The sequence below is a fragment of the Streptomyces sp. NPDC049887 genome (assembly GCF_040656535.1).
In the GTDB taxonomy this organism is placed as follows: domain Bacteria; phylum Actinomycetota; class Actinomycetes; order Streptomycetales; family Streptomycetaceae; genus Streptomyces.
On sequence record NZ_JBFAMM010000004.1, the window covers coordinates 372,295 to 397,735 of the forward strand.

Here is a 25,441-nt window from a genome sequence, read left to right on the forward strand (position 1 = left end):
CACCATGTCGATCGACGTCAACAACGAGTCCGGCACCGAGGTCGACGAGCAGGCGATCCTCGACGTCGCCCGCTACGCACTCGCGCGGATGCGCATCCACCCGCTCTCCGAGCTCTCGGTGATCGTCGTGGACGCCGAGGCCATGGAGCAGTTGCACATCCAGTGGATGGACCTGCCCGGCCCCACGGATGTCATGTCCTTTCCCATGGACGAGCTGCGTCCGCCCGTCAAGGACGACGAGGAGCCCCCGCAGGGGCTCCTCGGCGACATCGTGCTCTGCCCCGAGGTGGCGAAGAAGCAGGGCGAGGAAGCACCGACCCGGCACTCCATGGACGAGGAGCTCCAACTGCTCACCGTCCACGGGGTGCTGCACCTGCTCGGGTACGACCACGAGGAGGCCGACGAGCGCGCGGAGATGTTCGGTCTGCAGGCGGCGATCGTCGACGGCTGGAGGGCGGAGAAGGGCCTGACCGGTCCTTCCCCGGCGCCGACCGTCTCATGAGCGCCCAGCTCGTCATCGGCGCCGTCGCCCTCGTCGTCGTGGCCTGGCTCGCCGCCTGTGCCGAGGCCGGCATCGCCCGGGTCTCCGCCTTCCGCGCCGCCGAGGCGCTGCGTTCCGGGCGGCGCGGAGCCGACCGGCTGGTCCAGGTCGCGTCCGACCCGACGCGCTATCTCAACGTCGCCCTGCTCGTGCGGGTCGCCTGCGAGATGGCGGCCGGAGCGCTCGTCACCTACGCGTGTCTGCAGGAGTTCGCGGAGACCTGGCAGGCGCTGGCCGTCGCCATCGGTGTGATGGTCCTCGTCTCGTACGTCGCCGTCGGCGTCTCACCGCGCACCATCGGCCGCCAGCACCCGCTCAACACGGCGACGGCGGCCGCGTACGTCCTGCTGCCGCTCGCCCGGATCATGGGCCCGATCCCGCAGCTGCTGATCCTCATCGGCAACGCGCTGACGCCGGGCAAGGGCTTCCGCAAGGGCCCGTTCGCCAGCGAGGCCGAGCTGCGGGCCATGGTCGACCTCGCCGAGCAGGAGTCGCTGATCGAGGCCGAGGAGCGCAGGATGGTGCACTCCGTCTTCGAGCTCGGCGACACCCTGGTGCGGGAGGTGATGGTCCCGCGGACGGACCTCGTGGCCATCGAGCGCTACAAGACCATCCGCCAGGCCCTCACGCTCGCGCTGCGCTCCGGCTTCTCCCGTATCCCCGTCACCGGGGAGAACGAGGACGACATCGTCGGGATCGTGTATCTGAAGGACCTGGTCCGCAAGACGCACATCAACCGGGAGGCGGAGGCCGAGCTGGTCTCCACCGCGATGCGCCCGGCCGCCTTCGTGCCCGACACCAAGAACGCGGGCGATCTGCTGCGCGAGATGCAGCAGGAGCGCAACCACGTCGCCGTCGTCATCGACGAGTACGGCGGCACGGCCGGGATCGTCACGATCGAGGACATCCTGGAGGAGATCGTCGGTGAGATCACCGACGAGTACGACCGGGAGCTGCCGCCCGTGCAGGAGCTCGGCGACTCGCGCTACCGGGTCACTGCCCGGCTCGACATCGGCGACCTCGGTGAGCTGTTCGGCCTCGACGCCTACGACGACGAGGACGTGGAGACCGTCGGCGGGCTGCTGGCCAAGTCCCTCGGCCGGGTGCCGATCGCCGGCGCCAGCGCCCGGGTCGAGCTCCCGGACGGCCGCGCCCTGCGGCTGACCGCCGAGTCCCCGGCCGGCCGGCGGAACAAGATCGTCACCGTGCTCGTGGAGCCGGCGTGAGCGGCCCGCTGACGCCCCGCCGGCTGAAGGAGCTCTGCCTGGAGCAGAACGCCGCGGTGGAGGACTTCCCCTTCGGCCCCGAGGTCTCGGTCTTCAAGGTCGCCGGGAAGATGTTCGCCCTCTCCGACCTGGCGGCCACCCCGCTGAAGGTGTCGTTGAAGTGCGACCCGGACGAAGCCGTCCGGCTGCGCGCCGAGTACCCGGCGATCGTCCCCGGCTACCACCTCAACAAGCGGCACTGGAACACGGTCACGGTGGGGGAGCTCCCGGCCCGTACAATCCGGGAGCTCGTCGAGGACTCCTACGACCTCGTCGTCGCCGGCCTGCCGAAGGCGGAGCGGCTGCGCCTGGACCGGCCGTGAGCCCCTGCGCCCGCGCCGGGCACGGCGCCCCGCCGCCCGACGGTCCGCAGCCGGTGCCTGCCGGGCGGGCCCGTGTCGCGAACTATGCTCGTCCCATGACTGACAGCTCCGAACTCGATCCCGAAGACCGCAAGATCATCACGCTGGCGCGCAGCGCCCGTGCGCGCAACGGGGTGCCCGAGGGTGCGGCGGTGCGGGACGAGACCGGACGGACGTACGTCGCGGGCACGGTGGCGCTCGAGTCGCTGCGGCTGAGCGCCCTCCGGACGGCCGTCGCCATGGCCGTGGCCAGCGGCGCCACCTCCCTGGAGGCCGCTGCGGTCGTCGCCGACACCGACTCGGTCGCCGACGCCGACCGCGCCGCGGTCCGGGACCTGGGCGGCCCGGGCACGCCGGTGCTGCTCGCCGGTCCCGACGGCATGCTCCGAGCGACCGTGACGGCGGGCTGAGGTGTCCCGCACCTGGGGCCGGGTCGTCCTGGCGGTCGGTCTGGTCGGCGTCGTCATCAGCGGTGTCGACTGGGCCGTATCGGGCCGAGTGACCTGGTCCGACGCGTTCCCGCTGTTCCTCGCCACAGCGGCGGGCGCCGAGCTGAGCACCGGGCCGCGCCGCCGCGCCCTGCGCACGGCCGCGGCGGTCGTCCTGCTGACCGTCGGCTTCGCCGTCGGCGTCCCCGCGGCGGCCGACCTGGTCTCGGGCGCCCCGGTCGACTGGCTGGACCTGACCCTCGGCGTCCTCACCGTGCTCTACGCCGTGGTCGGCACGGTCGCCCTGCTCGCCCGGCGCCGCGCGAACGGCTCGGCGCCGGCCTGACGGCGGGCGCCGGCGGTCCGCCGTGGCCCGCTCGCGCGCCGTTCCTCGTGCGACCGCCTTCGGCCGCACCCTCGTCGGCCGGGCCGGGTGCGGTACCGGCCGGCCGGTACCGCACCGCATCACGGTCAGCCGGGACCACCTGCGAAAAGGCCGATCTTGAGTCGGGAACGCCCTCGATCTTGACATGATCTGATGGGTCATCAGACGGTGCTTTTCGATTCCATTGACTTCTCCCTCCCCCACCCCGTCAATGACGGCCACCGAAGTGAAGGCCGAGTGAAGGGGGAAGCGCATGGCGTCCCTGCCATCCACACCACGAAGACGCCGCTGGGCGGCGCTACTGGGGGTGAGCGCGCTCGTGGCCACCGGCGGCGGGTTCCTCGCGCCCTCCGCCGCGGCCCGGGTCGCGACGGCCCAGGCGGTCGACTTCCCGACCCACTGCGTACCACCGCCGATCTCCGGCATCCCGCCCATCGACGGCACGACCAGCGCCGAGATCACCGTCGACAACGCCGCACCCAAGGTGGGCGACACGGTCACCGTCACCTACACGGTCACCAAACCCGCCGCCGGCAACCCCGTCGACCTGGCGCTGCCCGCCGACATCATGACCCCGACCGGCAAGGTGACCCTCGGGGGAGCACAGCCCGGCAGCGTCACCGTCGCCGGGCCGAAGAAGAACCCGCCCGTCCCCGGCAAGGCACCGTTCCCGGCGTTCTCCATGACCGGCACCTTCACGGTCACCGCGCCCGGCTCCATCACCCTCTCGCCGGGCGACTACAACATCCACACCAGCTACATCATGGAGCTGGACACCCCCTGCACGGTGACGAACCCGCCCGCGCCCGTCTCGCGGACGATCGTCGCCACCGAACAGCCCGGCGCCAACGAACGGTCCGTCCAACTCGGCACGGCCTCCGGCAAACCGGGGGACCAGGTGACCGTCACCGGTGCGAAGTTCACCCCCCTCGCGGACGTCACCGTCGCCGGCCGCGCCGGCGCGGCCGAGACCGCGGACAAGGTGACCGTGAAGGCGAGCGCGGCGGGCACGTTCACCGCCCGGCTCACGGTCGCCGACAAGGCCACCACCGGAGTCGTCGCCTACGAGGGCACCGCCTGGAGCGACGACAAGGGCGCCGGCCCCGCGGCGTACACCGTCGTCGACGACACCCCCGTACCCGCGAACAGCCAGAAGCTCACCACGGCCGTCGCGGCCGGCACCCTGTCCATGACCCAAGCCGGTGACGCCGTCCAGCTGACCTCCGTCGACTTCGGCAAGGGCGGCGCCGCCACCGGCGACCTCCACGCGGTGACCGTCAAGGACTTCCGCGGCGGCCCCGCGGGCTGGTCCCTGACCGGCAAGGTCACCGACTTCACCGGTCCCGGCGGGAAGATCGACGCCGGCCGGCTGAGCTGGACCCCTGCCTGCACCACCAAGGCCGGCAGCCCCAGCACCTGCGCGGCGGGCTCCGCAGGCGCCGTCGGCACCGCCGGCGCCACCCTGGCGTCCACCCCCGACGGGGCACTCACCGGCGGCGAGTTCACCGCGGGCGCGAAGGTGACGCTGGACGTACCGGCGTTCACCGCACCCGGCGCCTACTCCGGTGTGCTGACCCTCACCCTCACCTGACACCCACGGCGGGCCGGGCGCGCACCCGGTCGGCCCGCCCCGACCCGGGGGATCCGCACCCGTGCGAAGACTGCCCGCACCCCTCCCGCCGCTGCCCGCACCTCTCGCGACGTTCCTCGTTCCTCTCCTCGCGCTGGCGGCACTGCTGTGGTCCGTCCCGCCCGCGCACGCAGCCGACAACGGCGAGTGGTCCGTCGAGCCCACGGCCTCCGGCCCGGGCCGGAGACCGTACTTCTACCTCTCCGCCGACCCCGGCACGACGCTCACCGACAGCGTCACCGTGACCAACAAGACCGCCGCCCCGCTGGCGTTCCTGCTGTACGGGGCGGACGCCTACAACACCGAGCGGGACGGCGGTTTCGCCGTGCGCACCCGCCAGGAGAGGCAGCGCGGCGTCGGTGCCTGGACGAAGCCGGACCTGACGCGGGTGACCGTGCCCGCCCGCTCGGCCGTCACCGTCCCGTACACCCTCACGGTCCCCGACGACGCGGAGCCCGGCGACCATCCCGGCGCGCTGGTCGCCCTCGACGAACGCGTCGCCGCCGGGCCGGGGGCAGCGGTGGCCGTCGGCATCCAGCGGGCGGTCGGCGCCCGTGTGTACCTTCGGGTGAACGGCCCGGCCATGCCCGCGCTCTCCGTCGAGGACGTCCGCTACACGCCGGACAAACCCCTCGTGCCGGGCACCGGCGGCAGCAGTGCCCTGGTCTCGTACACCCTGCACAACCGCGGCAACGTCACCCTCGACCCCAAGGTCGCCCTCCGCGCCGAGGGCCTCTTCGGCCGCACCCTCCTCGCCCGGGACCTGGGCGGTGTCCCCGGCGAACTGCTGCCCCGGCAGCGGATCCGGCTCACCGCGAGCTGGACCGGGGCCCCGCAGCTCGACTGGGGCGAGGTGACCCTCACGGCGAGCGCACGCGACGCCCGCGGATCCGCAGCGGTGTCCTTCCTCGCCGTCCCCTGGCTGTTCGTGGCCGTCCTCTTCGCGGCCGGTGCCGGGGCGCTGGTGTGGTTCCGGGCGCGACGCCGGACGGTACGCGGAAGCTGAGCCGCCCACCCGGACGCGTACACCGGCCCCCTCACGCCGGCGCCGCTCCCGTCCGGCCGGCACGTCGCCCGTGCCGGGAGCGCGCCCCCCAGGAGGCCGCGCCCCGCCCGGCGGCGGCCCCCACCCGCGGGACCTTCGGGCGGGCGCCCACCCGGCCCGGACGGGTCAGTCGCGGGTCCGCCGCAACGGGCCCCGGACCCGATGCGGCGCCCGGCGCCCGGTCCAGCCCCGCCGGCACGTGGTACGTGACCGCCCCGAGGATCGGGGAGAATGGCCCGCATGAGCGTTCACACCCCCCGGTCCGAGGCCCCGCACCGCGCCGGCTTCGCCTGCTTCGTCGGCCGCCCCAACGCGGGCAAGTCCACCCTCACGAACGCTCTGGTGGGCCAGAAGGTGGCCATCACCTCCAACCGGCCGCAGACCACCCGCCACACCGTCCGTGGAATCGTCCACCGACCCGATCTGAACGCCCAGCTCGTGCTCGTGGACACCCCCGGCCTGCACAAGCCGCGCACCCTGCTCGGCGAGCGGCTCAACGACGTCGTACGCACCACCTGGGCCGAGGTCGACGTGATCGGCTTCTGCCTCCCGGCCGACCAGAAGCTCGGCCCCGGCGACCGCTTCATCGCCAAGGAACTGGCCGGGATCAGGAAGACCCCCAAGGTCGCGATCGTGACCAAGACCGACCTGGTCGACTCCAAGACCCTGGCCGAGCAGCTCCTCGCCGTCGACCGCCTCGGCAGCGAGCTCGGCATCGAGTGGGCGGAGATCGTCCCGGTGTCGGCCGTCGGTGACAAGCAGGTCACCCTCCTCGGGGACCTCCTCGTCCCGCTGCTCCCGGAGAGCCCCCCGCTCTACCCGGAGGGCGACCTCACGGACGAGCCGGAGCAGGTCATGGTCGCCGAGCTGATCCGCGAGGCGGCCCTGGAGGGGGTGCGGGACGAGCTGCCCCACTCGATCGCCGTCGTGGTCGAGGAGATGCTGCCGCGCGAGGGACGCCCGGCGGACCGGCCGCTCCTCGACATCCACGCCAACGTCTACATCGAGCGCCCCAGCCAGAAGGGCATCATCATCGGCCCCAAGGGCAGCCGCCTGAAGGAGGTCGGCACCAAGTCCCGCAAGCACATCGAGGCGCTGCTCGGCACCCCCGTCTTCCTCGATCTGCACGTGAAGGTCGCCAAGGACTGGCAGCGGGACCCGAAGCAGCTGCGCAGGCTGGGCTTCTGACGGCCCCGGCCGATCCGGTCGACTCCGGACCCCCTTCCGGTCCGGCGCCGCGCTGCCACGGCCGCACCGTCCCGCGCGCCGGCCGCCGTCCCGGCCGCACGGCGGCCCGCCCGCGCCGGCCGCCGGGAGCACGCGGGCCAGGCCCGGCACCTGCCCGGGGCGCGTGGCGAGGCACGTACCAGGCGCGGGCCTGGGCCTCAGGAGCCTTCCTTCAGCACCCGGGTGATCAGCTTCCGCTGGGCCTCGGTCAGCCTGGGGTCCGCGCAGTACACCGTGGTCCCGTCCACCGTGAGCTGGTACTGGAAGCCGTCCGGTACCCCCACCGGCGGGGTGTCCCTGCCGTCGCCCATCGCCTGCTCGGCCAGGGCCTGCCACTCCTGGGCGTCGGGCCGCCCGGCGGTGTCGACCTCGGAGACCCGCTCGATGCCGGCGAACCCGCCCGTGCGTCGTACGTGGATGCGCATGGCTCCTGTCTAGTACGGATCCCGGTCAGTTGGCAGGCACACCGACCCGGGACCACGCCTTCACCACGGCCTCGCGCTCCTCGCCCCTGCCGTAGCGCGCGGTGGCGGCCTCGACCGTCTCCCGGGCGAACTCGGCGAACGACGCGTCGACCCGCAGCCTCCCCGAGGTCATCGTGTCGTACCAGATCTGCCCGGCCCGCTCCCACGCCTTGCCGCCCAGCTGGGTCGCGAGCAGGTAGAAGGCGTGGTTGGGGATGCCCGAGTTGATGTGGACGCCCCCGTTGTCCCGTCCCGTGCGGACGTAGTCGGCCATCGTCGCCGGCTGGGGGTCCTTGCCGAGCACGTCGTCGTCGTACGCCGTGCCCGGCGCCTTCATCGACCGCAGCGCCACCCCGCTGACCCGCGGCGCGAGCAGCCCGGCACCGATGAGCCAGTCGGCCCGGTCCGCGCTCTGGTCGAGCATGCGCTGCTTCACCAGGGAGCCGAGGACGTCCGACACCGACTCGTTCAGCGCGCCGGGCTGGCCGAAGTAGGTGAAGTTCGCCGAGTACTGGGTGAAGCCGTGCGCCAGTTCGTGGGCGATGACGTCGACCGGACCGGTGAAGTCGAGGAAGATCTCGCCGTCACCGTCGCCGAACACCATCCGCTCACCGTTCCAGAAGGCGTTGCCGTACTTCTCGTCGTAGTGGACGGTCGCGTCGAGCGGCAGGCCCGCGCCGTCGATCGAGTCGTGTCCGTAGGCCGTCAGAAGCAGGTCGAACGTCGCGCCGAGGCCGGCGTAGGCGCGATTGACGGTGGCGTCCTGGACGGGCTCCTCGCCCTCGGAGCGCACCTTCGTGCCGGGCAGCGAAGTCCCGTTCCCGGCGTCGTGGAGGGTGCGCTGTGGGCCGGGGACGACCTCCTGGGACGGGGCCGGGGCGCCGGTGAGGGTGGTCAGCCGGCGGCCCGTGCGGTGCGCGGCGTCCGCGACGAGGGTGCGGCGGGCCGCGGCGGCGACGGCCGGATCACCGGCACGCGCCAGCTTGTCGAGCAGATGCGGCGGCACGATGCCGCAGAAGACAGGCGTGAAGGAGTCCATGTCTGGCAATGTGGCACTACGTCCTCGGGCTGTCACTGGATGCGACGACGATTAGTGAAATGGAGTGATCTGTCACATTTGACCGTTACTGATCGGTCGTCCCGCATACTGAAACGGGACCGGCGCCCGCGCCGAAGCTCGGCTAGGCTCGTCCACATCATGCGTTTCGGGCTGCTTCTTCTTAGCCGCCGCGGCGAGGGCCTGTAGTCGTAGGCCGACCCCCTCCCCGCGGAGTCTGGTGCTGCGTTGACAGTCGGCCTCCCCCACCGCCCCAGGGCGTGGGAGGACCCCAGCCCGCAGGACCCCGAGGAGCCCGACGCAATGTCACAGTCGCAGTGGAACGGCCGCCCCACGCCGATCACCAACACCACGCACACCCAGAAGCCGTCCGGTATGCCGATCCACAAGTACGGCCGGTACGAGGCCGTGGACATCCCGGACCGCACCTGGCCCGAGAAGCGGATCACCAAGGCCCCGCGCTGGCTGTCCACCGACCTGCGGGACGGCAACCAGGCGCTGATCGACCCGATGTCGCCGGCCCGCAAGCGCGAGATGTTCGACCTGCTGGTCCGCCTCGGCTACAAGGAGATCGAGGTCGGCTTCCCCTCGTCCGGCGAGACGGACTTCGCCTTCGTGCGCTCGATCATCGAAGAGGGCGCGATCCCGGACGACGTGACGATCTCCGTACTGACCCAGGCCCGCGAGGACCTGATCGAGCGCACCGTCGAGTCGATCGTCGGCGCCGGGCGTGCCACCGTCCACCTGTACAACGCGACGGCGCCGACGTTCCGCCGAGTCGTCTTCCGCGGCTCGAGGGACGACGTCAAGCAGATCGCCGTCGACGGCACCCGGCTGGTGATGGAGTACGCCGAGAAGCTGCTGGGCGACGAGACCGTCTTCGGCTACCAGTACAGCCCGGAGATCTTCACCGACACCGAACTCGACTTCGCCCTGGAGGTCTGCGAGGCGGTCTGCGACGTCTGGCAGCCCGGCCCCGGCCGCGAGATCATCCTGAACCTGCCCGCCACCGTGGAGCGTTCGACGCCCTCCACCCACGCGGACCGCTTCGAGTGGATGTCCCGCCACCTGACCCGCCGCGAGCACGTCTGCCTGTCCGTGCACCCGCACAACGACCGCGGCACCGCCGTGGCCGCCGCCGAGCTGGCGATCATGGCGGGCGCCGACCGTATCGAGGGCTGCCTGTTCGGCCAGGGCGAGCGAACCGGCAACGTCGACCTGGTCACGCTGGGCATGAACCTGTTCTCCCAGGGCGTCGACCCGCAGATCGACTTCTCGCAGATCGACGAGATCCGCCGCACCAGCGAGTACTGCAACCAGATGCAGATCCACCCGCGCCACCCCTACGCGGGCGACCTCGTCTACACCGCCTTCTCCGGCTCCCATCAGGACGCCATCAAGAAGGGCTTCGACGCCATGGAGGCCGACGCGGCCGCCCGCGGCGTGACGACCGACGACATCGAGTGGGCCGTCCCGTACCTGCCCATCGACCCGAAGGACGTGGGCCGCTCCTACGAGGCGGTCATCCGCGTCAACTCCCAGTCCGGCAAGGGCGGTATCGCCTACGTCCTGAAGAACGACCACAAGCTGGACCTGCCGCGCCGGATGCAGATCGAGTTCTCCCGCATCATTCAGGCCAAGACCGACGCCGAGGGCGGCGAGGTCACGCCGAAGGAGATCTGGTCCGTCTTCCAGGACGAGTACCTGCCCAACCCCGTCGACCCGTGGGGCCGCGTCCAGCTGCGTTCCGGCCAGTCCACCTCGGACACCGACGGCACCGACACCCTGACGGTGGAGGCGGTCGTGGACGGCGCCGACACCGTGCTGACCGGCAGCGGCAACGGCCCCATCTCCGCGTTCGTCGACGCCCTGAACGGCATCGGCGTCGACGCGCGCGTCCTGGACTACCAGGAGCACACGATGAGCGAGGGCGCGTCCGCGCAGGCCGCCTCCTACATCGAATGCGCCATCGACGGAAAGGTCCTGTGGGGCATCGGCATCGACGCCAACACCACCCGCGCCTCGCTGAAGGCGGTCGTGTCGGCCGTCAACCGCGCCTCCCGCTGACGCCCGCCACCACCCGCGGCCACGGACCCCGCCCCGGCACAGGGGCGGGGTTCGGCCATGTCCGGGCGATGTGACGCCCGGGTACTGACGCGGCCTCCGCCGTGTGGCTAACATCACGTCAAAGCGGCAATGTTGCCGAAGGGTCACGGAGGTGCGACGTGCTGCCAACCCGCGGACAGAGCGGCCGAAAACCGCACATCCACGGTCGCCGTGGTCTTCGTGTCTTCGGGGTACGCACGTCGTGGAGCACCGTCGGCGACGGCGAGTTCTTCTGCCCCGACTGCGGAGGCGACCGCAACTACCGCCGCCGTACCGGCCGCCGCCGCCTCACCGTCCTCGGCGTCCCCGTCCTCCCGCGCGGCCAGGCCGGACCGGTCGTCGAATGCGCAGCCTGCCACGGCCACTTCGGCACCGAGGCGCTGGACCACCCCACCACGGGCCGCTTCTCCGCGATGCTCCGCGACGGCGTGCACACGGTCGCGCTCGCCGTCCTCGCCGCCGGCGGCACCTCCTCCCGCACGGTCCGCCGGACCGCGGTCGCCACCGTCCGCGCCGCCGGGATCAGCGACTGCACCGAGGACCAGCTGACGGCCATGGTGGAGGCACTCGCCGCCGACACCGGGCGCTTCCTCACCGACGCCGGACCCTGCGGAGCCGCCCTCGCCATCGAACTCCACGAGGCGCTGGAACCGCTCACCCCGCATCTCGCCCCGGCCGGGCGCGAATCGATCCTGCTGCAGGGCGCCGGCATCGCCCTCGCCGACGGGCCTTACATCCCGGCGGAACGCGATGTGCTGACCACGGTGGGGAACGCACTGCAACTGTGCGCCGACGACACGGCACGTCTGCTCGCCGCGGCACGCACCCCGTCCCCGTAGGCGGAGCGGCAGGGCGGGCGCCCCGCGGACGGTGCGAAGCCGATGCCGATGCCGATGCCGCGAGCCGCAGCCGGCCCGGGGCGCGCCGCTCCCCGAGACCGCCGCGCGCCGTGGTGCGGCGGCGTGCGCGTCACCCGCCGCGCCCCCCGGGTGCTCTTGGCGCGCCTCGCGCGCCTGACGGGCGCCGGACGGACTCGCGCGGCGGCGGCCTCCACGTCGAGGCTCCACCGACACCCGGGGAGAGCCGCCGCCGGAGTCCACCCGGACAGTGGCGCCCTGCACGATCTCCACTCCGACGTCCCGCCCTCCTCCCGCCGCGAGTCCGGATCCGTCCCGACCACCTCACCGGAGGGAGGCCCGAGACGGGGACACGACCACCACGGAACCACGGAACCGGCCGTCGCCCGGCCGCGGCGAGAACGCGGGCACCGACGACGCCAGGCTCGACGGGACCCCGGGCCCGGCCCACTCGCGGCGAAGACGCACATCGGCCGGATCACAGGGCGGCTCCGCGGCCGGGACCGGCCCCGACTCGTCATCGTCGCCTGCGAGTCCGGCCGGGAGGTGCCCGGTGGCCGACCCGCGAGCCGGCGGGCCCCGGAACCGATCGGGCCGTTCCGTCATCCTGAACAGTGATCGCCGTGGCGGGAGGACCACCGGCGCAGCAGGCGGGACACCGCGGAGCGAGGGCGGACGGAGACGCCCGGGGCACGGTCGGGGACACGACCGTCGGGGGCACGGTGGCGACGGGCGGAGCGGGCACCGGCAGGTCCGGCGGAGTACCCGCGGGCACCGGCGGGACCGGACGGACGCGACCACGGAAGGCCCACGCTCCCACGACCACGCTCGGCGCGGGCGGACGCACGCTCGTGCACACATGGGCGGGGCGGGTACACGCTCACCGGAACGCGCAGCGCGGGACACGCTCGCACACGGACGGCGCGGGCCCCGGAGCAGGCGGAGGCGCCGGACCCGCCAGGACGCCACGGACGACGAACACGCCGCTGCCGCACACGTACCGCGAACACGCCGCGGCCGTACCCGGGCCGGGGCACCACAGAGGAAGGGAAGCACGGCCTTGGAATCGTCACGAGCACACCGGACCCGTCGCACACTGCTGGCCGCCGGCGCGGGGGCCGCACTGGCCGCGGGGCTGCCGTCGAGCGCGGCGGCGACCCCGGAGCGGCACCGCGGCGACCCGCCCGCCGGTGGCGGCCCGCGCGGCGCCGCCCCGCGTGGCACACCCCGGCCGGACGGGATCTCCCGCAGCCTGAGCGAGCTCGAACGGACGCACAGCGCCCGGCTCGGTGTCTTCGCCCGGAACATGAGGACGGGCCGGACCGTCGCCCACCGCGCCGGCGAACTCTTCCCCATGTGCTCGGTGTTCAAGACCCTCGCCGTCGCGGCCGTCCTCAGGGACCTCGACCGCAAGGGCGAGTTCCTCGCCGAGCGCATCCGCTACACCCAGAAGGACACCGAGGAGTCGGGCTACGCCGTCATCACCGGCCGGGAGGAGAACCTCGCCCACGGCATGACCGTGGCCGAGCTCTGCGACGCCGCCATCCGCCACAGCGACAACGCCGCGGCCAACCTCCTGCTGCGCCGGCTCGGCGGCCCCACCGCCGTCACCCGCTTCTGCCGCTCCGTCGGCGACGGCGTCACCCGGCTCGACCGGTGGGAGCCCCACCTGAACTCGGCCGAGCCCTGGCGAGTCGAGGACACCACCGACCCGCGCCACATCGCACGGACCTACACCCGGCTCGTCCTCGGCGACGCGCTCTCCCGCCCGGACAGGCAGCGGCTCACCGGCTGGCTGCTGAAGAACACCACCAGCACGGAACGCTTCCGCGCCGGACTGCCCGACGACTGGACCCTGGCGGACAAGACCGGCGGCGGCGAGTACGGCACCAACAACGACGTCGGCGTCGCCTGGACCCCCGACGGGACCCCCGTCGTCCTGGCCGTCCTGACGACCCGGCAGCACCCCGACGACGCCGTGGACAACCGGCTCGTCGCACGGACCGCGGAACTGCTCGCCGACGCGCTCGGCTGAGCCCCCGGGGGCGTACCCACGCAGCCGTTCCCGAAATCCCCCTCCCGATCGGGCGCATCGGAAGCGGAGGGGGCCAGAATGTGACGAACGTACGGCGTGGGCACGGACCAGGGCGCCGGACAGGACAGGACGGGACGGGCAACCGGGACCGGGACGGGGGGACCGTGCTGCGCACTCATGCGACTGCCGTGCTGGTCACGGGCTCGGCACTGCTGTCGGTGCCGCTTGCGCTCGCCCTGCACACCGCGGCCTGCGGCACCCTCCCCCCGGCCCTCGCCCCACTCGTCCCGTTCGCCCCGCTCCTCTGGCCGCTCGCCGCCGCCGTGGCGGCGGGCGCCGCGTACACCGTCGTCCGTCGCGCACGCACAGGGCGAACCGTCGCCGTACCGCCGCCCCCCGCCCCCGTCCCGCCGGACCCGGCGGAACTGCCCGCCGCAGCCGACCACTTCACCGGACGGGCCGTCGAGACGGAGACGGTGCTGCGCATGGTCCGCGTCGGCCACCGCGCCATCGCCGTGACCGGCGCGCCGGGCACCGGCAAGTCGGCGCTCGCCGTCCGGCTCGCCCACGAACTTCTGCCGCTCTTCCCCGACGGACGGCTGTACGCCGACCTCGGCGGCGGCCGCGGCGAACCGTCCGCCCCCTCCGCAGTACTGTCCGAACTGCTCGCCGCCCTCGGGGCCCCGGCCGAGGAGCGGTCGGGCACGGGCGCCGCCCTGGCCGCCCGTTTCCGCGGCCGCACCGCCGGCCGGCGGATCCTGCTGCTCCTCGACGACGCGGTGGACGCCGCACAGGTCCGCGCGCTGCTGCCGGCCGGCGAGCACTGCCTGACCCTGATCACCAGCCGCGACGCGCTCCGGGACCTGCCCGAGGCCGCGCCCGTCGCCCTCGGCCCGCTCACCGAGCCCGACGCCCTCGCCCTTCTCTCGGCCGTCGCCGGGCCCGGGCACACCACGGCCGAGCCCGACCACGCGCGGTCCGCCGTCCACTCCTGCGAACTGCTGCCGCTCGCCGTCCGTGTCGCGGCCGGCGGGCAGCGCTCCCGTCCCACCGGGCGGATACCGGTTCTCGCGGGCCGTCTCGCCGCCGAGCGCGACCGTCTCCACCATCTGCGCATGGACGACCTCGCGGTCCGCGCGGCCTTCGAAGCCGCCTACGCCGCACTCGGCGCCGACGACCGTGCACTGCTGCGCGTCCTCGGCGCCTGCCCCGCGGCCCGGGTGACCGTACGGATCGCCGCCGCCGCGGCGGCCGACGACCCCGTAACGGCCCGAGGCGGCCTCGACCGGCTCGCCGACGCCCAACTAGCCCGGCCGGCGGGCCCCGACGCCTACGGGCTGCACGACCTGGTCCGTCTGCTCGCCGCCGAACGCCTCGACCAGGAGACGGCACCCGACGACCGCCGCGCGGTCCTCGAACGGATCCTCACCGCCTACACCGAGGACGCCTCCGCCCATGGCGGCGGGGCATGGGGTGCCACGGAACAGCACGCCGTGCCCCGTCTCGTCCGCACCGCCGTGCGCGAGGGACTGCACGCCCACGCCCACGCGCTCGCCCTCGCCGCCGATCCCTGGCTGGAGGGGCGGCCCGGGCAGTCCCCACGCGTCGCCATGTGGACCGCCGTCCTCGACGTGGCACGCCGCTCCGGCGAACAGGGCTGGACGGCGCACGCCATGCGCGGCCTCGGCTCCGCGTACGCGCACGAAGGGCGGCTCGACCGGGCCGTGGACCATCTGGGCATGGCCGTCGCCCTCCAGCGGCATGCCGCCGCCCGCGCCGAACAGACCACCACCCGAAGGCTGCTGGGCTCCGTCCTGCGGGGCGCCGGCCGGTACGAGGAGGCCCTGCGGGAGCTGCGGTTCGCGCTGGAGGGCTGCCGGACGGCGAACGACACCGTGGGCGAGGCGGAGGTCCTGCACGGCCTCGGCGTCCTGCACCTGGACCGGCGCCGTCCCGACGAGGCGATCGACTGCCTGGAGCGCGCGCTGCCCGTGCTCGCCCGGCACATCGGTGACACGGCCGGCCCCGCCGACGTCCGGCGCCATCTCGGCACGGCCTACGCCCAGGCCGGCGGTTTCGTGCCCGCCGAGCGCCATCTGCGGTCCGCCCTCGCCCTCTACCGCCGCGACGGCCTCGTGACGGGGGAGGGCTGGACCCTCTGCGAGCTGGGGCGTCTGGAGGAGCGGCGCGGCTCCTACGGCGAGGGCGTGGAGCTGCACCGCGCAGCGCTCGCCGCCTTCGAACGCGCGGGCCTCGGCGCGGGGGTGGCGGCGGCCGCGGAGGCGGTGGGCGACAACCTGCTCGTGCGGGGTGACCAGTTCGGCGCGGAGGAGCAGTACCGCAGGGCCGCCGCCGTCCACCGGCTGCTGGGCGACCGGGTCCGTGAGGCCGAGGTGCGCCGCAAACTTGGTGGCTGAGCGCGGTGGTCGGGGCCCCGCGCGGGAGCGACGGGACGCAGGACCGGCAGGCGGGGTCAGTCGGGCCGCCGCCCGCCGCCTCGCGGGCCCTGTCAAAGCACAACCACCCTTCGCCGTACGGGTGTTGGGCGCACCGGGATTGTGCGGGCGGCGCGTGTGCATGCCATGATTCCCCCGCTGTTACTCGCCGGTAAGTGCGGGTCTCGGCAACCACCCCCCTCACGTTCCCCCGCCGGAGGACACCCCCGTGCGCCATGCCACCAGGAGACTCCTGGTCCCCGCGCTGACCGCCCTCGCGCTCGCCGCGAGCGGATGCTCGGCCGCCCCCGACAGCTCAGACCGTCCCGGAACCGGGCCCACCCCCGACGCGTCCGCCGCGGCGGCCGACGGAACCGAGCAGCTCGACGTCGAAGCCACCCCCCGCGGCGAGACCGCCCCGACCGCCGTCGCCCGCCGCACCACCAAGGGAACCACCACCGCCGCCAAGAGCGCGCTGAAGGTCGCCGCCTACGACAAACGCACCCGGCGCGCCGTCATCGCCGCCCCGCCCGCCGAACCGAACCCGCCAGGCTCCGGCAGCCCGACCGCCCCCACCACCGGCCCCGCCGCGGACACCCCCGTCAAGACCGGCGACGTCATCGCCAGCGCCCCCGCACCCGGCGCCCCCGACGGTCTCCTCGCCGAGGTCACCGAGGTCCTCGGCACCACCGACCGGGGCACCGAGGTCCGCACCGCACCCACCACCCTCAGCACCCTCCTCGCCGACGACAAGGCCGACGGGCAGGTCCCCGTCGACCCCTCCACCGTCGACGTCGAGCCACTCGTCGAGGGCGTCAAGGTCTCCTGGGCGCGCACCGGAGGCGCCACCTTCGGCCCCAGCGGCAGCAAGCTGCCCCTCGGCAGCCTGCGCCTCGACGTCGGCGCGGCCCTGGCCACCGCGGACGACGCCCCAGCCGCCGCCGCCTCCCTCTCCGGCTTCGTGCAGCTCTCCCCCCAGGTCGAGTTCTCCTACGACGGCAGCGCCAACGGCCAGGCCGGACGCCCCGGGCCCGGCTCCGCGTTCCTCGGCATGACCGGCGACTGGACCGCCCGGTGGGCAGTCAGGGGCCGCGCCTCGGCCAAGGCCACCCAGCGCATCCCGTTCGCCAAGCTCCACGCCGACCCCGTGATCCAGGTCGGCCCCGTCCCCGTGGTCGTCAACCTCGACCTCACCTGCTACCTCCAGGTCGAGGCCGACGGCCGCATCACCCTCGACGTACAGCAGGACGTACGCGGCGACTTCCGCGTCGGAGGCAGCTACGCCCCCGGGAACGGCTGGACCCCGGTCAGCGCCTCCGACGTCAGGAGCACCCCGGTCCGCACCACCGTCACCGCCGCGGGCCAGGCCAGGGCGGCCCTCGGCGCCGAGGCGTCCGTCGGTCTGTACGGCATGGTCGGCCTCACCGCCGACTTCGCGCCCTATCTGCGCGCCGAGGCCCAGGCCCGCGCCGACGCCGCCACGGACGGCGCCGCGTCGCTCACCGGCACATGGGCGCTGCACGGCGGCTTCGGCCTGAGCGGACACCTCCAGCTCCAGCTGGCGGTGTTCGGCACGCCCGTCCTCCAGCACCGGATCCCGCTGGGCAGCCTCCACCGCGAATGGCCGCTCGCGAGCGGCAGGGGCGCCCTCGCGGCCTGACCCGCACCGGATCCACGGTCCCGGGCCGACCGGCCCGGGACCGGCCGCCCGCCGCCCCGAACGCCGCCGAGTACGGCCGTCCGCTTCGGACCGCACCCCGGACCCGGTATCCACTCGGGGACCGCACGGCCGACGGCCGCGGCGGCGCCGGCGGAGGGAGACGGGCCGATGGTCGCCGCCGCCCGTGGGCGCGGACGGCGTCGACACGAGCACCGGCGGCGGGCGGATCCTCGGCCGCACGGGACCGCACGGGACCGCACCGTCCGCCACGGACCGGTCGGCGGTGGACGCGAACGGGTCTGCGCCCCCGACGACCCGCGCACCGCCACCGCCGCCGGACGCCTCGGTGCCGCGACCCCGCGACCGCCTACGCGAACGCCCGCAGCCGTGGCGAGGTGCCGTAGCCCGCGCGCCCGGGCATCCGCCGCGCGCATCCTACGGACAAGGGTCCGTTTCCGGCCTGCTGTTGGCATATTCCGCCGATACTCCTCCACGGTCCCTTCACGGTGGGTAGCCTCCTCGTCACATGTCGGCCGTGCGATCAGTCCGTTCGCGCCCGAGCCGGCATCCGACAGCACGCACTGATGAGGAGTGAGCGCAGCGATGGCCAATGTGGAGACCTCCCTGAAAGAGTCCATGACGTCGATAGAGGGGGCGCTGGGGGTGGCGCTCGTGGACTACACCAGCGGGATGGCTCTGGGCACCCTGGGCGGCGGCAAGGACCTCGACCTGGCGGTGGCGGCGGCCGGCAACACGGACGTGATCCGCGCCAAGACCCGCACCATGGAGCACCTCGGGCTCACCGACGACATCGACGACATCCTGATCACCCTCGGCACCCAGTACCACCTGATCCGGCTGCTCAAGGGCCGCGGAGGCAACGGCCTCTTCCTCTACCTCGTCCTCGACAAGGGCAACGCCAACCTGGCCATGGCCCGCCACCAGCTGCGGCGCATCGAGGTGGATCTCGAGCTCTAGTGCCGTGACGGTCCCCTCGTCTCCGGCTGCCCATGAATTGAAAATTTCTTCAATTCGCCAGATCCCGATGGGATCAACCCCCTGGGAGGCGGGCAGCCGGAGAGGGGAGGATCGGACCGTAGTCGTCGAGTCACCGGGAGCGATCACATGCAGGTACCGCTGTACCAGGCCAAGGCGGAGTTCTTCCGCATGCTCGGGCACCCCGTCCGCATCCGGGTGCTGGAGCTCCTGCAGAACGGTCCGGTACCGGTGCGCGACCTGCTCACCGCGATCGAGATCGAACCGTCCAACCTCTCCCAGCAACTGGCCGTGCTGCGCCGCTCCGGCATCGTCGTGTCGATCCGCGACGGCTCCACCGTCAGCTACGCCCTCGCCGGCGGCGACGTCGCGGAACTGCTCCGCGCCGCCCGCCGCATCCTCACCGAACTCCTCGTCGGACAGAACGAACTCCTCCAGGAACTCCGCCAGGCCGACGTGTGAGACGTCCCCGGGACCGCCCCCGGCACGCCCCCGGGACGGACCGACCGAACCCGCCCCGGAGCCGCCCGGCCGGTGCGAGAGAATGGCCCCATGACCCTGTTCCGCGACGACGGCATCGTGCTGCGCACCCAGAAGCTGGGTGAAGCGGACCGCATCATCACGATCCTCACCCGCGGACACGGACGCGTCCGGGCCGTCGCCCGCGGAGTACGCCGCACCAAATCGAAGTTCGGCGCCCGCCTCGAACCGTTCTCACACGTCGACGTGCAGTTCTTCGCCCGCGGCGGCGACCTCGTCGGCCGCGGCCTTCCGCTGTGCACCCAGAGCGAGACGATTGCCCCCTACGGCAGCGGCATCGTCACCGACTACGCCCGCTACACCTCCGGCACCGCCATGCTGGAGACCGCGGAACGGTTCACCGACCACGAGGGCGAACCGTCCGTCCAGCAGTACCTGCTGCTCGTCGGCGGACTCCGCACCCTCGCCCGCGGCGAGCACCCGCCGCACCTCGTCCTCGACGCGTTCCTGCTGCGCTCCCTCGCCGTCAACGGCTACGCGCCGTCGTTCTCCGACTGCGCGAAATGCGGCATGCCCGGGCCGAACCGGTTCTTCTCCGTCGCCGCCGGCGGCGTCATCTGCGCCGACTGCCGTGTCCCCGGCAGCGTCGTACCCTCTGCTGAGGCGATCGGCCTGCTCAGCGCGCTGCTGACCGGAGACTGGGACACGGCACGGGCGTGCGAGGAACGCCACGTCAGGGAGGGCAGCGGACTGGTGTCCGCCTATCTGCACTGGCACCTGGAGCGCGGCCTGCGCTCGCTGCGGTACGTAGAGAAGCACGTCGAGAAGAAGTGAGTGTGACCCCCATGGCACGACGCGGAATCCTGGGACGTTCCCGCCGCGAGTACAAGGTCCCCGAGCCGCACCCGTCCGGAGCGCAACCGCCGAGGATCCCCGGCGAGCTCGTGCCGGACCACGTCGCCGTCGTCATGGACGGCAACGGGCGCTGGGCCAAGGAACGCGGACTGCCGCGCACCGAGGGACACAAGGTCGGCGAGGGCGTCGTCCTCGACGTGCTCAAGGGCTGCCTGGAGATGGGCGTCAGGAACCTCTCCCTGTACGCCTTCTCCACCGAGAACTGGAAGCGCTCCCCGGAGGAGGTGCGCTTCCTGATGAACTTCAACCGGGACGTGATCCGCCGCCGCCGCGACGAGATGGACGAACTCGGCATCCGCATCCGCTGGGTCGGCCGAATGCCCAAGATGTGGAAGTCCGTCGTCCAGGAACTCCAGGTGGCCCAGGAACAGACCAAGGGCAACGACGCCATGACGCTGTACTTCTGCGTCAACTACGGCGGGCGCGCCGAGATCGCCGACGCCGCGAAGAAGATCGCCGAGGATGTCGCCGCCGGCCGGCTGGACCCCGCCAAGGTCAACGAGAAGACGTTCCAGAAGTACCTGTACTACCCGGACATGCCGGACGTCGACCTCTTCCTGCGCCCCAGCGGCGAGCAGCGCACCTCCAACTACCTCATCTGGCAGAGCAGTTACGCCGAGATGGTCTTCCAGGACGTGCTCTGGCCCGACTTCGACCGCCGCGACCTGTGGCGGGCCTGCCTGGAGTACGCCCAGCGCGACCGCCGCTTCGGCGGCGCCGTCCCGAACGAGGAACTCGCCCGCATCGAGAAGGAACTCGACAAGGCGTAACCGGCACACACCCCACGAGGAAACACACACGGCCACAGCCGTACGGGGCGGACGTCCGGCCGGGACCGTACGGCCGAGAGCACAACGAGGAAGAAGCCGCCCCGGCCGGCCCCACGGCCGAAGGGCCCGCACCGGCTCCCGTAACCCGAGCAGCCGGTGCGGGCCCTCCACCCACCCCACCGCACCCCGCGGTCACGGGGACGCGGACGGGATCACTTCTTCGCGCACTCCGCACATGTACCGAATACCTCGACCGTGTGCGCCACGTTCACATAGCCGTGCTGCGCCGCGATCGTCTCCGCCCACTGCTCCACAGCAGGGCCCTCGACCTCGACCGCCTTGCCGCACACCCGGCACACCAGATGATGGTGGTGCTCGCCCGACTCACAACGCCGGTACACCGACTCGCCGTCGCTCGTGCGCAGCACATCGACCTCACCGGCCTCGGCGAGCGACTGCAGCGTCCGGTAGACCGTCGTCAGGCCGACCGAATCGCCGCGGTGCTTGAGCATGTCGTGCAGCTCCTGCGCACTGCGGAACTCGTCCACCTCGTCCAGCGCCGCCGCCACCGCGGCCCGCTGACGGGTCGACCGGCCGCGCACGGGGGGTCCAGCCGTCGCCACAGGTGCCTCCTTACGTTCCGCCGCTCCTCGACGGCCATTCTGCCAGGCCCGGCACGGGCACCGGTCAGACCGCGGCGTCACCCGCCGGGCGGCGGGTCGCCGGAACGTCCACGTCGCACTCCGCCCCCGCGACCCCGGCCAACGCCTCGACCGCCCGCGACCGCCGCCGCGCCAGCGGCTTCGCCAGTACCGTGAACAGCACGAACACCGCGATCGCCAGCAGCACGATCGTCGCACCCGGCGGCACGTCCCGGTAGTACGTGGTGACCGTACCGGCCAGCGTCACCGCCACCCCGATCGCCACCGCCACCACGAACGTCACCGCGAACGAACGCGTGACCTGCTGCGCCGCCGCCACCGGCACCACCATCAGCGCGCTCACCAGCAGCAGCCCGACCACCCGCATCGCGACCGTCACCGTCACCGCGGCCGTCACCGCCACCAGCAGATTCAGCGCCCGCACCGGCAGCCCCGTGACCCGCGCGAACTCCTCGTCCTGGCTGATCGCGAACAGCTGCCGCCGCAGCCCAACCGTCACCAGCAGCACGAAGCCCGCCAGCAGACAGATCGCGACGACGTCCTCGTCCGAGACGGTGGACAGCGAACCGAACAGATACGACGTGAGATTGGCGTTCGACCCGGTGCCGCTGAGATTCATCAGCATCACGCCGCCCGCCATACCGCCGTAGAACAGCATCGCCAGCGCGATGTCACCACGCGTGCGCCCGTACGCCCGGATCAGCTCCATCGCCACCGACCCGGCCACCGCGACCAGCGCCGCCATCCACACCGGGTTCGTGGACAGCAGAAAACCGAGACCGACACCGGTCAACGCCACATGGCCGATGCCGTCGCCCATCAGCGCCTGCCGGCGCTGCACCAGATGAATGCCCACGGCCGGAGCCGTGACGCCCACCAGCACGGCGGCCAGCAGCGCCCGCTGCATGAAGGGGTCCTGGAGAAATTCCATGATCAACTCAGCAGTCCCGTGCGGAGCGGCTCGTCGGCCGCATGCGGATGAACGTGGTCGTGACCGGGCAGCGCATGCTGGCCCACGGCACGCGGAGGCGGTCCGTCATGGACGACGCAGCCGTCCCGCAGCACCACCGCCCGGTCGATCAGCGGCTCCAGCGGGCCCAGCTCGTGCAGCACCAGCAGCACCGTCGTCCCCGCCGCCACCTGCTCCCGCAGCGTTCCGGCGAGGACCTCCTGACTGGCCAGGTCCACACCCGCCATCGGCTCGTCCATGATGAGCAGCTCCGGCTCCGCGGCCAGCGCACGGGCGATCAGCACCCGCTGGTGCTGCCCGCCGGACAGCGCGCTCACCGAATCCCTCGACCGGTCGGCGAGCCCGACCAGCTCGATCGCCCGCCGCACCGCCGCACGGTCGCCCTTCGACGGCCACCCCAGCCTCGTACGCGACAGCCGCCCCGACGCCACCACCTCACGGACCGTCGCCGGTACCCCGCTCACCGCGGTCGTGCGCTGCGGTACGTAACCCACCCGCGACCACGCACGGAAACGGCGCAGCTCCGTACCGAACAACGACACCGAACCACCGGTGAGCGGCACCTGGCCGATCACCGACCGCACGGCCGTCGACTTCCCGGAGCCGTTCGCGCCGAGCAGCGCCACGACCTCACCGCGCTCCACGGTGAGGTCGACGCCGCGCAGCACGGGACGCGAACCCAGCGTGGCCCGGGCCCCGCGGACGGATATGACGGGCTCTGCGACGGGCTCCATGGGCTTCACCTCCGATGCTGATCCGGCCGAAACGGCCGGTGAAACGAGTGTCACTTCGCGCCGAGCGCCTGCTGCAGCGCGGCGAGGTTGGACTCCATCACCGACAGGTAGTCGTCGCCCTCGGACCTGTCCGTGATGCCCTCCAGCGGGTCCAGGACGTCCGTCCGCAGCCCCGAGTCCTTCGCCAGCGTCTTCGCCGTGCGGTCACTGGCCAGCGTCTCGAAGAAGACCGTGGACACCTTCTCCTGCTTCGCGACCGACTGGAGCTCCCTGATCCGGGCCGGGCTCGGCTCCGACTCCGGGTCGAGCCCGGCGATGCCGTGCTGATCCAGCCCGTACCGTTCGGCGAGGTAGCCGAAGGCGGAATGAGTGGTGATGAAGGTCCTGGTGGTGCTGTTCCTCAGGCCGTCGGTGAACTTCGCGTCCAGCGCCTTCAACTTGCCGACCAGCGTCTCGGTGTTCTTCCGGTAGTCCGCGGCATGCGCGGGGTCGGCCTTCGCCAGGGAGTCCCCGACGCCCTCGGCGACCTCGGCGTACTTCACCGGGTCCAGCCAGACGTGAGGATCGGCACCGGCACCGGCGCCGTGCTCCTCGCCCGCGGGCTCCTCGTCCCCGTGCTCCTCGCCCTCGTGACCGTGGTCGTGACCGACCTCGGTGCCGTGGTCCTCGAGCTCGGTCAGGGTCGTGGCGTCCACCGTGTGCTCGACGCCGGACTGCGCGATCGCCTCGTCGACGGCGGGCTGCACGCCCTTCAGATAGAGGACGTAGTCGGCCTGCCGGAGCTCCGACACCTGCCTGGGCTTCAGCTCCAGGTCATGCGGCTCCACACCCGGCTTCGTCAGCGTCGTGACCTCCACGTGGTCACCGCCGATCTCCTCGGCCAGATACTGCATCGGGTAGAACGACGCCACCACGTCCAGCTTGCCGTCGGCCCTGTCGCCTCCGGCCGAGGACGCACCCGAGCAGGCCGAGAGTGTGACGAGGCCCAGCGCGGTCGCTCCCGCGAGGGCGGTGGTGGGTATCAGGCGGCGTACGTTCATGACAGTCATTTTCAACAAATGTGGAAACGATTGTCAATTGAATCATCGCTACCGATCACCGACGATCAAGAACACCCCCGCCCCCACCCGCGCCGCCTCACCCACGCCACCAGCCCGCCACCCGACGATCACCCCCCGTACAGTGCCGCCATGCAACGCACCGAGATCGACGGCACAGCCGCCTTCTGGGCCCAAGGACCGCCCCCCTTCGCGGGTCGCATCACCTTCCACACCGGCCACGCCGACGAACCCCTCCCGCGACGCGGCCTCACCGAACTCGTCCACGGCCTCGTCGTCGACGCCCTCACCTCACCCGACACCGCACCACGCCTCCAGTGGGGCTCCGCCGTCGAACTCACCGACACCGCCTTCTGGGCCGAAGGCGAACCCGACCGCGTCGCCGCCCTCCTCACCAGCGTGTGCCGCACCCTCGCCGACCCACCCCTCGACGCCCTGCCCCGCGTCGCCCGCCGCCTCCAAGCCGCCCTCGACTGCGCCGCCCCCCACCCCGCCGCCGAACACCACCACATCCGCCACGGCTTCCGCGGCTACGGCAGAACGGCATTCGACCGGCCCCACCTCGCCCAGTACACCCCCGACGACATACGCGCCTGGGCCGCCCGCCACTTCGTCCGCGGCAACGCCGCCCTCTCCCTCACCGGCCCCCCGCCCCGGAACCTCCACCTGCCCCTCCCGGACGGCCCCCGCCACACCCGCCCGCCCCAGCAGCACGCCCCCTCCATCGGCGGCCAATGGTTCGAACACTCCCACGAAGCGGGCCACACCCTCTCCCTCTCCTTCGTCATGCCCACCACACACCACCGCCCCGCCCTCACGATCGCCCTCGACCGCATCGCACGAGAACAACACACCGGCGACGGCAGCCTCGGCGACCTCGGCGTCCGCACCGACCTCACCGGAGACGGCCGCACCATCGCCCTCATCACCGCCACCACCGACGAACGCGGCGCCACCACAGCCGCCACCACCCTCGACACCACCCTGCGCACCCTCTCCCAGCACGGCCCCACCTCCCAGGAGATCGACACCTACCGCACCACCGGCCTCGAAGACCTCGACAACCCCGCCTCCACCCGCGCCCTCGTCGACTTCACCGCCGACGACCACACCGCCGGACACGACCACCTCGACATCCACTCCCTACGGACCTTCCTCCACACCCTCACCCCCGACACCGTCCGCGCCACCCTCGCCGACTACCCCGCCACAGCCCTGCTCGGCATGCCCCGCCACACCGCCCCCACCCCCGCAACCCCCCTCACCCCGTTATCTTCTTCGCGGTCCTGCAAGAGGGCCGCTGGCCTCCGGGCCCGGCATGACTGTTGCCCCCTGTCGAACGGATGACCTGGGGGGTGG

At 72.8% G+C, this 25,441-nt stretch carries 24 protein-coding genes; 18 read left to right on the forward strand and 6 right to left on the reverse strand.

Going from position 1 to position 25,441, the window contains the following annotated elements:
* Nucleotides 1-4 precede the first annotated feature (4 nt).
* The 8 genes from ybeY (at nucleotide 5) to era (ending at nucleotide 6,844) form a co-directional block, all read left to right on the forward strand.
* Nucleotides 5-502, forward strand: a complete 498-nt coding sequence (ybeY, locus tag AB0J10_RS07645; protein WP_269732583.1) for an rRNA maturation RNase YbeY — start codon at nucleotides 5-7, stop codon at nucleotides 500-502.
* Nucleotides 499-1,767 (forward strand): hemolysin family protein, encoded by a 1,269-nt coding sequence (locus AB0J10_RS07650; RefSeq protein ID WP_363058825.1) that lies wholly within the window; start codon nucleotides 499-501, stop codon nucleotides 1,765-1,767. The genes ybeY and AB0J10_RS07650 overlap by 4 nt, the downstream gene beginning before the upstream one ends.
* 8 nt (nucleotides 1,768-1,775) lie before the next feature.
* Nucleotides 1,776-2,129, forward strand: a complete 354-nt coding sequence (locus tag AB0J10_RS07655) for an MmcQ/YjbR family DNA-binding protein (protein WP_363058899.1) — start codon at nucleotides 1,776-1,778, stop codon at nucleotides 2,127-2,129.
* Between the two features lie 95 nt (nucleotides 2,130-2,224).
* Nucleotides 2,225-2,578, forward strand: a complete 354-nt coding sequence (locus AB0J10_RS07660; protein WP_363058827.1) for a cytidine deaminase — start codon at nucleotides 2,225-2,227, stop codon at nucleotides 2,576-2,578.
* Between the two features lies 1 nt (nucleotide 2,579).
* Nucleotides 2,580-2,942, forward strand: a complete 363-nt coding sequence (locus AB0J10_RS07665; RefSeq protein WP_363058829.1) for a hypothetical protein — start codon at nucleotides 2,580-2,582, stop codon at nucleotides 2,940-2,942.
* Nucleotides 2,943-3,234: 292 nt separating this feature from the next.
* On the forward strand, nucleotides 3,235-4,572 hold the full coding sequence (locus AB0J10_RS07670; RefSeq protein WP_363058831.1) for a beta-xylosidase: 1,338 nt from the start codon (nucleotides 3,235-3,237) through the stop codon (nucleotides 4,570-4,572).
* 61 nt (nucleotides 4,573-4,633) lie between these two features.
* Nucleotides 4,634-5,617 (forward strand): DUF916 domain-containing protein, encoded by a 984-nt coding sequence (locus AB0J10_RS07675; protein WP_363058833.1) that lies wholly within the window; start codon nucleotides 4,634-4,636, stop codon nucleotides 5,615-5,617.
* A 279-nt stretch (nucleotides 5,618-5,896) separates the two neighbouring features.
* The gene (gene era / locus AB0J10_RS07680) at nucleotides 5,897-6,844 is read left to right on the forward strand and encodes a GTPase Era (protein WP_363058835.1); all 948 of its coding nucleotides are present in this window, start codon (nucleotides 5,897-5,899) and stop codon (nucleotides 6,842-6,844) included.
* Nucleotides 6,845-7,041: 197 nt separating this feature from the next.
* Here the strand turns inward: era and AB0J10_RS07685 are convergent, their stop codons facing one another.
* The gene (locus AB0J10_RS07685) at nucleotides 7,042-7,308 is read right to left on the reverse strand and encodes a protealysin inhibitor emfourin (RefSeq protein ID WP_363058837.1); all 267 of its coding nucleotides are present in this window, start codon (nucleotides 7,306-7,308) and stop codon (nucleotides 7,042-7,044) included.
* A 25-nt stretch (nucleotides 7,309-7,333) separates the two neighbouring features.
* The gene (locus AB0J10_RS07690) at nucleotides 7,334-8,386 is read right to left on the reverse strand and encodes a M4 family metallopeptidase (protein ID WP_363058839.1); all 1,053 of its coding nucleotides are present in this window, start codon (nucleotides 8,384-8,386) and stop codon (nucleotides 7,334-7,336) included.
* 321 nt (nucleotides 8,387-8,707) lie between these two features.
* On the opposite strand from AB0J10_RS07690, the gene leuA reads away from it, so the two are divergent.
* The 9 genes from leuA (at nucleotide 8,708) to AB0J10_RS07735 (ending at nucleotide 20,658) form a co-directional block, all read left to right on the forward strand.
* Nucleotides 8,708-10,471: a 2-isopropylmalate synthase gene (leuA, locus tag AB0J10_RS07695; protein WP_363058841.1), complete on the forward strand. Its 1,764-nt coding sequence runs from the start codon at nucleotides 8,708-8,710 to the stop codon at nucleotides 10,469-10,471.
* 158 nt (nucleotides 10,472-10,629) lie between these two features.
* Nucleotides 10,630-11,349, forward strand: a complete 720-nt coding sequence (locus tag AB0J10_RS07700) for a TerB family tellurite resistance protein (protein WP_363058843.1) — start codon at nucleotides 10,630-10,632, stop codon at nucleotides 11,347-11,349.
* Nucleotides 11,350-12,427: 1,078 nt separating this feature from the next.
* A complete protein-coding gene (gene bla, locus AB0J10_RS07705; protein ID WP_363058845.1) occupies nucleotides 12,428-13,402 on the forward strand; it encodes a class A beta-lactamase in 975 nt (324 codons plus the stop codon).
* Between the two features lie 164 nt (nucleotides 13,403-13,566).
* Nucleotides 13,567-15,819 carry a tetratricopeptide repeat protein gene (locus AB0J10_RS07710; protein ID WP_363058847.1) on the forward strand — a complete coding sequence of 751 codons (2,253 nt, stop codon included), beginning with the start codon at nucleotides 13,567-13,569 and terminating at the stop codon, nucleotides 15,817-15,819.
* 247 nt (nucleotides 15,820-16,066) lie between these two features.
* A complete protein-coding gene (locus AB0J10_RS07715; protein ID WP_363058849.1) occupies nucleotides 16,067-17,497 on the forward strand; it encodes a hypothetical protein in 1,431 nt (476 codons plus the stop codon).
* Nucleotides 17,498-18,100: 603 nt separating this feature from the next.
* Nucleotides 18,101-18,475, forward strand: a complete 375-nt coding sequence (locus tag AB0J10_RS07720) for a hypothetical protein (protein ID WP_269730475.1) — start codon at nucleotides 18,101-18,103, stop codon at nucleotides 18,473-18,475.
* A 147-nt stretch (nucleotides 18,476-18,622) separates the two neighbouring features.
* Nucleotides 18,623-18,955: a metalloregulator ArsR/SmtB family transcription factor gene (locus AB0J10_RS07725; RefSeq protein WP_363058851.1), complete on the forward strand. Its 333-nt coding sequence runs from the start codon at nucleotides 18,623-18,625 to the stop codon at nucleotides 18,953-18,955.
* A gap of 90 nt (nucleotides 18,956-19,045) precedes the next feature.
* Nucleotides 19,046-19,807 (forward strand): DNA repair protein RecO, encoded by a 762-nt coding sequence (recO, locus tag AB0J10_RS07730; RefSeq protein ID WP_138055314.1) that lies wholly within the window; start codon nucleotides 19,046-19,048, stop codon nucleotides 19,805-19,807.
* Between the two features lie 11 nt (nucleotides 19,808-19,818).
* Nucleotides 19,819-20,658 (forward strand): isoprenyl transferase, encoded by an 840-nt coding sequence (locus tag AB0J10_RS07735; RefSeq protein WP_363058854.1) that lies wholly within the window; start codon nucleotides 19,819-19,821, stop codon nucleotides 20,656-20,658.
* A gap of 212 nt (nucleotides 20,659-20,870) precedes the next feature.
* On the opposite strand, the gene AB0J10_RS07740 is transcribed toward AB0J10_RS07735, so the two are convergent.
* The 4 genes from AB0J10_RS07740 to AB0J10_RS07755 all read right to left on the reverse strand — a co-directional run bounded on the left by AB0J10_RS07740 (nucleotide 20,871) and on the right by AB0J10_RS07755 (nucleotide 24,064).
* Nucleotides 20,871-21,281 (reverse strand): transcriptional repressor, encoded by a 411-nt coding sequence (locus tag AB0J10_RS07740; protein WP_363058856.1) that lies wholly within the window; start codon nucleotides 21,279-21,281, stop codon nucleotides 20,871-20,873.
* 64 nt (nucleotides 21,282-21,345) lie between these two features.
* Complete coding sequence (locus AB0J10_RS07745) at nucleotides 21,346-22,257, reverse strand: metal ABC transporter permease (protein WP_363058858.1); 912 nt, start codon at nucleotides 22,255-22,257, stop codon at nucleotides 21,346-21,348.
* The gene (locus tag AB0J10_RS07750; protein ID WP_363058860.1) at nucleotides 22,254-23,024 is read right to left on the reverse strand and encodes a metal ABC transporter ATP-binding protein; all 771 of its coding nucleotides are present in this window, start codon (nucleotides 23,022-23,024) and stop codon (nucleotides 22,254-22,256) included. The genes AB0J10_RS07745 and AB0J10_RS07750 overlap by 4 nt, the downstream gene beginning before the upstream one ends.
* A gap of 50 nt (nucleotides 23,025-23,074) precedes the next feature.
* On the reverse strand, nucleotides 23,075-24,064 hold the full coding sequence (locus tag AB0J10_RS07755) for a metal ABC transporter substrate-binding protein (protein ID WP_363058862.1): 990 nt from the start codon (nucleotides 24,062-24,064) through the stop codon (nucleotides 23,075-23,077).
* Between the two features lie 150 nt (nucleotides 24,065-24,214).
* Here AB0J10_RS07755 and AB0J10_RS07760 point away from each other — a divergent pair, with 150 nt between their 5' ends.
* Nucleotides 24,215-25,429 carry a hypothetical protein gene (locus tag AB0J10_RS07760; protein ID WP_363058864.1) on the forward strand — a complete coding sequence of 405 codons (1,215 nt, stop codon included), beginning with the start codon at nucleotides 24,215-24,217 and terminating at the stop codon, nucleotides 25,427-25,429.
* Nucleotides 25,430-25,441 lie beyond the last annotated feature (12 nt).

What these genes read in the sequence shown, in the direction of transcription:
- leuA (WP_363058841.1), top strand. Translation starts at nt 8,708, where the DNA reads ATGTCACAGTCGCAGTGGAACGGCCGCCCCACGCCGATCACCAACACC.
- ybeY (WP_269732583.1), top strand. Translation starts at nt 5, where the DNA reads ATGTCGATCGACGTCAACAACGAGTCCGGCACCGAGGTCGACGAGCAG.
- AB0J10_RS07660 (WP_363058827.1), top strand. Translation starts at nt 2,225, where the DNA reads ATGACTGACAGCTCCGAACTCGATCCCGAAGACCGCAAGATCATCACG.
- recO (WP_138055314.1), top strand. Translation starts at nt 19,046, where the DNA reads ATGACCCTGTTCCGCGACGACGGCATCGTGCTGCGCACCCAGAAGCTG.
- AB0J10_RS07735 (WP_363058854.1), top strand. Translation starts at nt 19,819, where the DNA reads ATGGCACGACGCGGAATCCTGGGACGTTCCCGCCGCGAGTACAAGGTC.
- AB0J10_RS07750 (WP_363058860.1), bottom strand. Translation starts at nt 23,024, where the DNA reads ATGGAGCCCGTCGCAGAGCCCGTCATATCCGTCCGCGGGGCCCGGGCC.
- AB0J10_RS07685 (WP_363058837.1), bottom strand. Translation starts at nt 7,308, where the DNA reads ATGCGCATCCACGTACGACGCACGGGCGGGTTCGCCGGCATCGAGCGG.
- era (WP_363058835.1), top strand. Translation starts at nt 5,897, where the DNA reads ATGAGCGTTCACACCCCCCGGTCCGAGGCCCCGCACCGCGCCGGCTTC.
- AB0J10_RS07650 (WP_363058825.1), top strand. Translation starts at nt 499, where the DNA reads ATGAGCGCCCAGCTCGTCATCGGCGCCGTCGCCCTCGTCGTCGTGGCC.
- AB0J10_RS07760 (WP_363058864.1), top strand. Translation starts at nt 24,215, where the DNA reads ATGCAACGCACCGAGATCGACGGCACAGCCGCCTTCTGGGCCCAAGGA.
- AB0J10_RS07725 (WP_363058851.1), top strand. Translation starts at nt 18,623, where the DNA reads ATGCAGGTACCGCTGTACCAGGCCAAGGCGGAGTTCTTCCGCATGCTC.
- AB0J10_RS07690 (WP_363058839.1), bottom strand. Translation starts at nt 8,386, where the DNA reads ATGGACTCCTTCACGCCTGTCTTCTGCGGCATCGTGCCGCCGCATCTG.
- AB0J10_RS07720 (WP_269730475.1), top strand. Translation starts at nt 18,101, where the DNA reads ATGGCCAATGTGGAGACCTCCCTGAAAGAGTCCATGACGTCGATAGAG.
- AB0J10_RS07755 (WP_363058862.1), bottom strand. Translation starts at nt 24,064, where the DNA reads ATGAACGTACGCCGCCTGATACCCACCACCGCCCTCGCGGGAGCGACC.
- AB0J10_RS07670 (WP_363058831.1), top strand. Translation starts at nt 3,235, where the DNA reads ATGGCGTCCCTGCCATCCACACCACGAAGACGCCGCTGGGCGGCGCTA.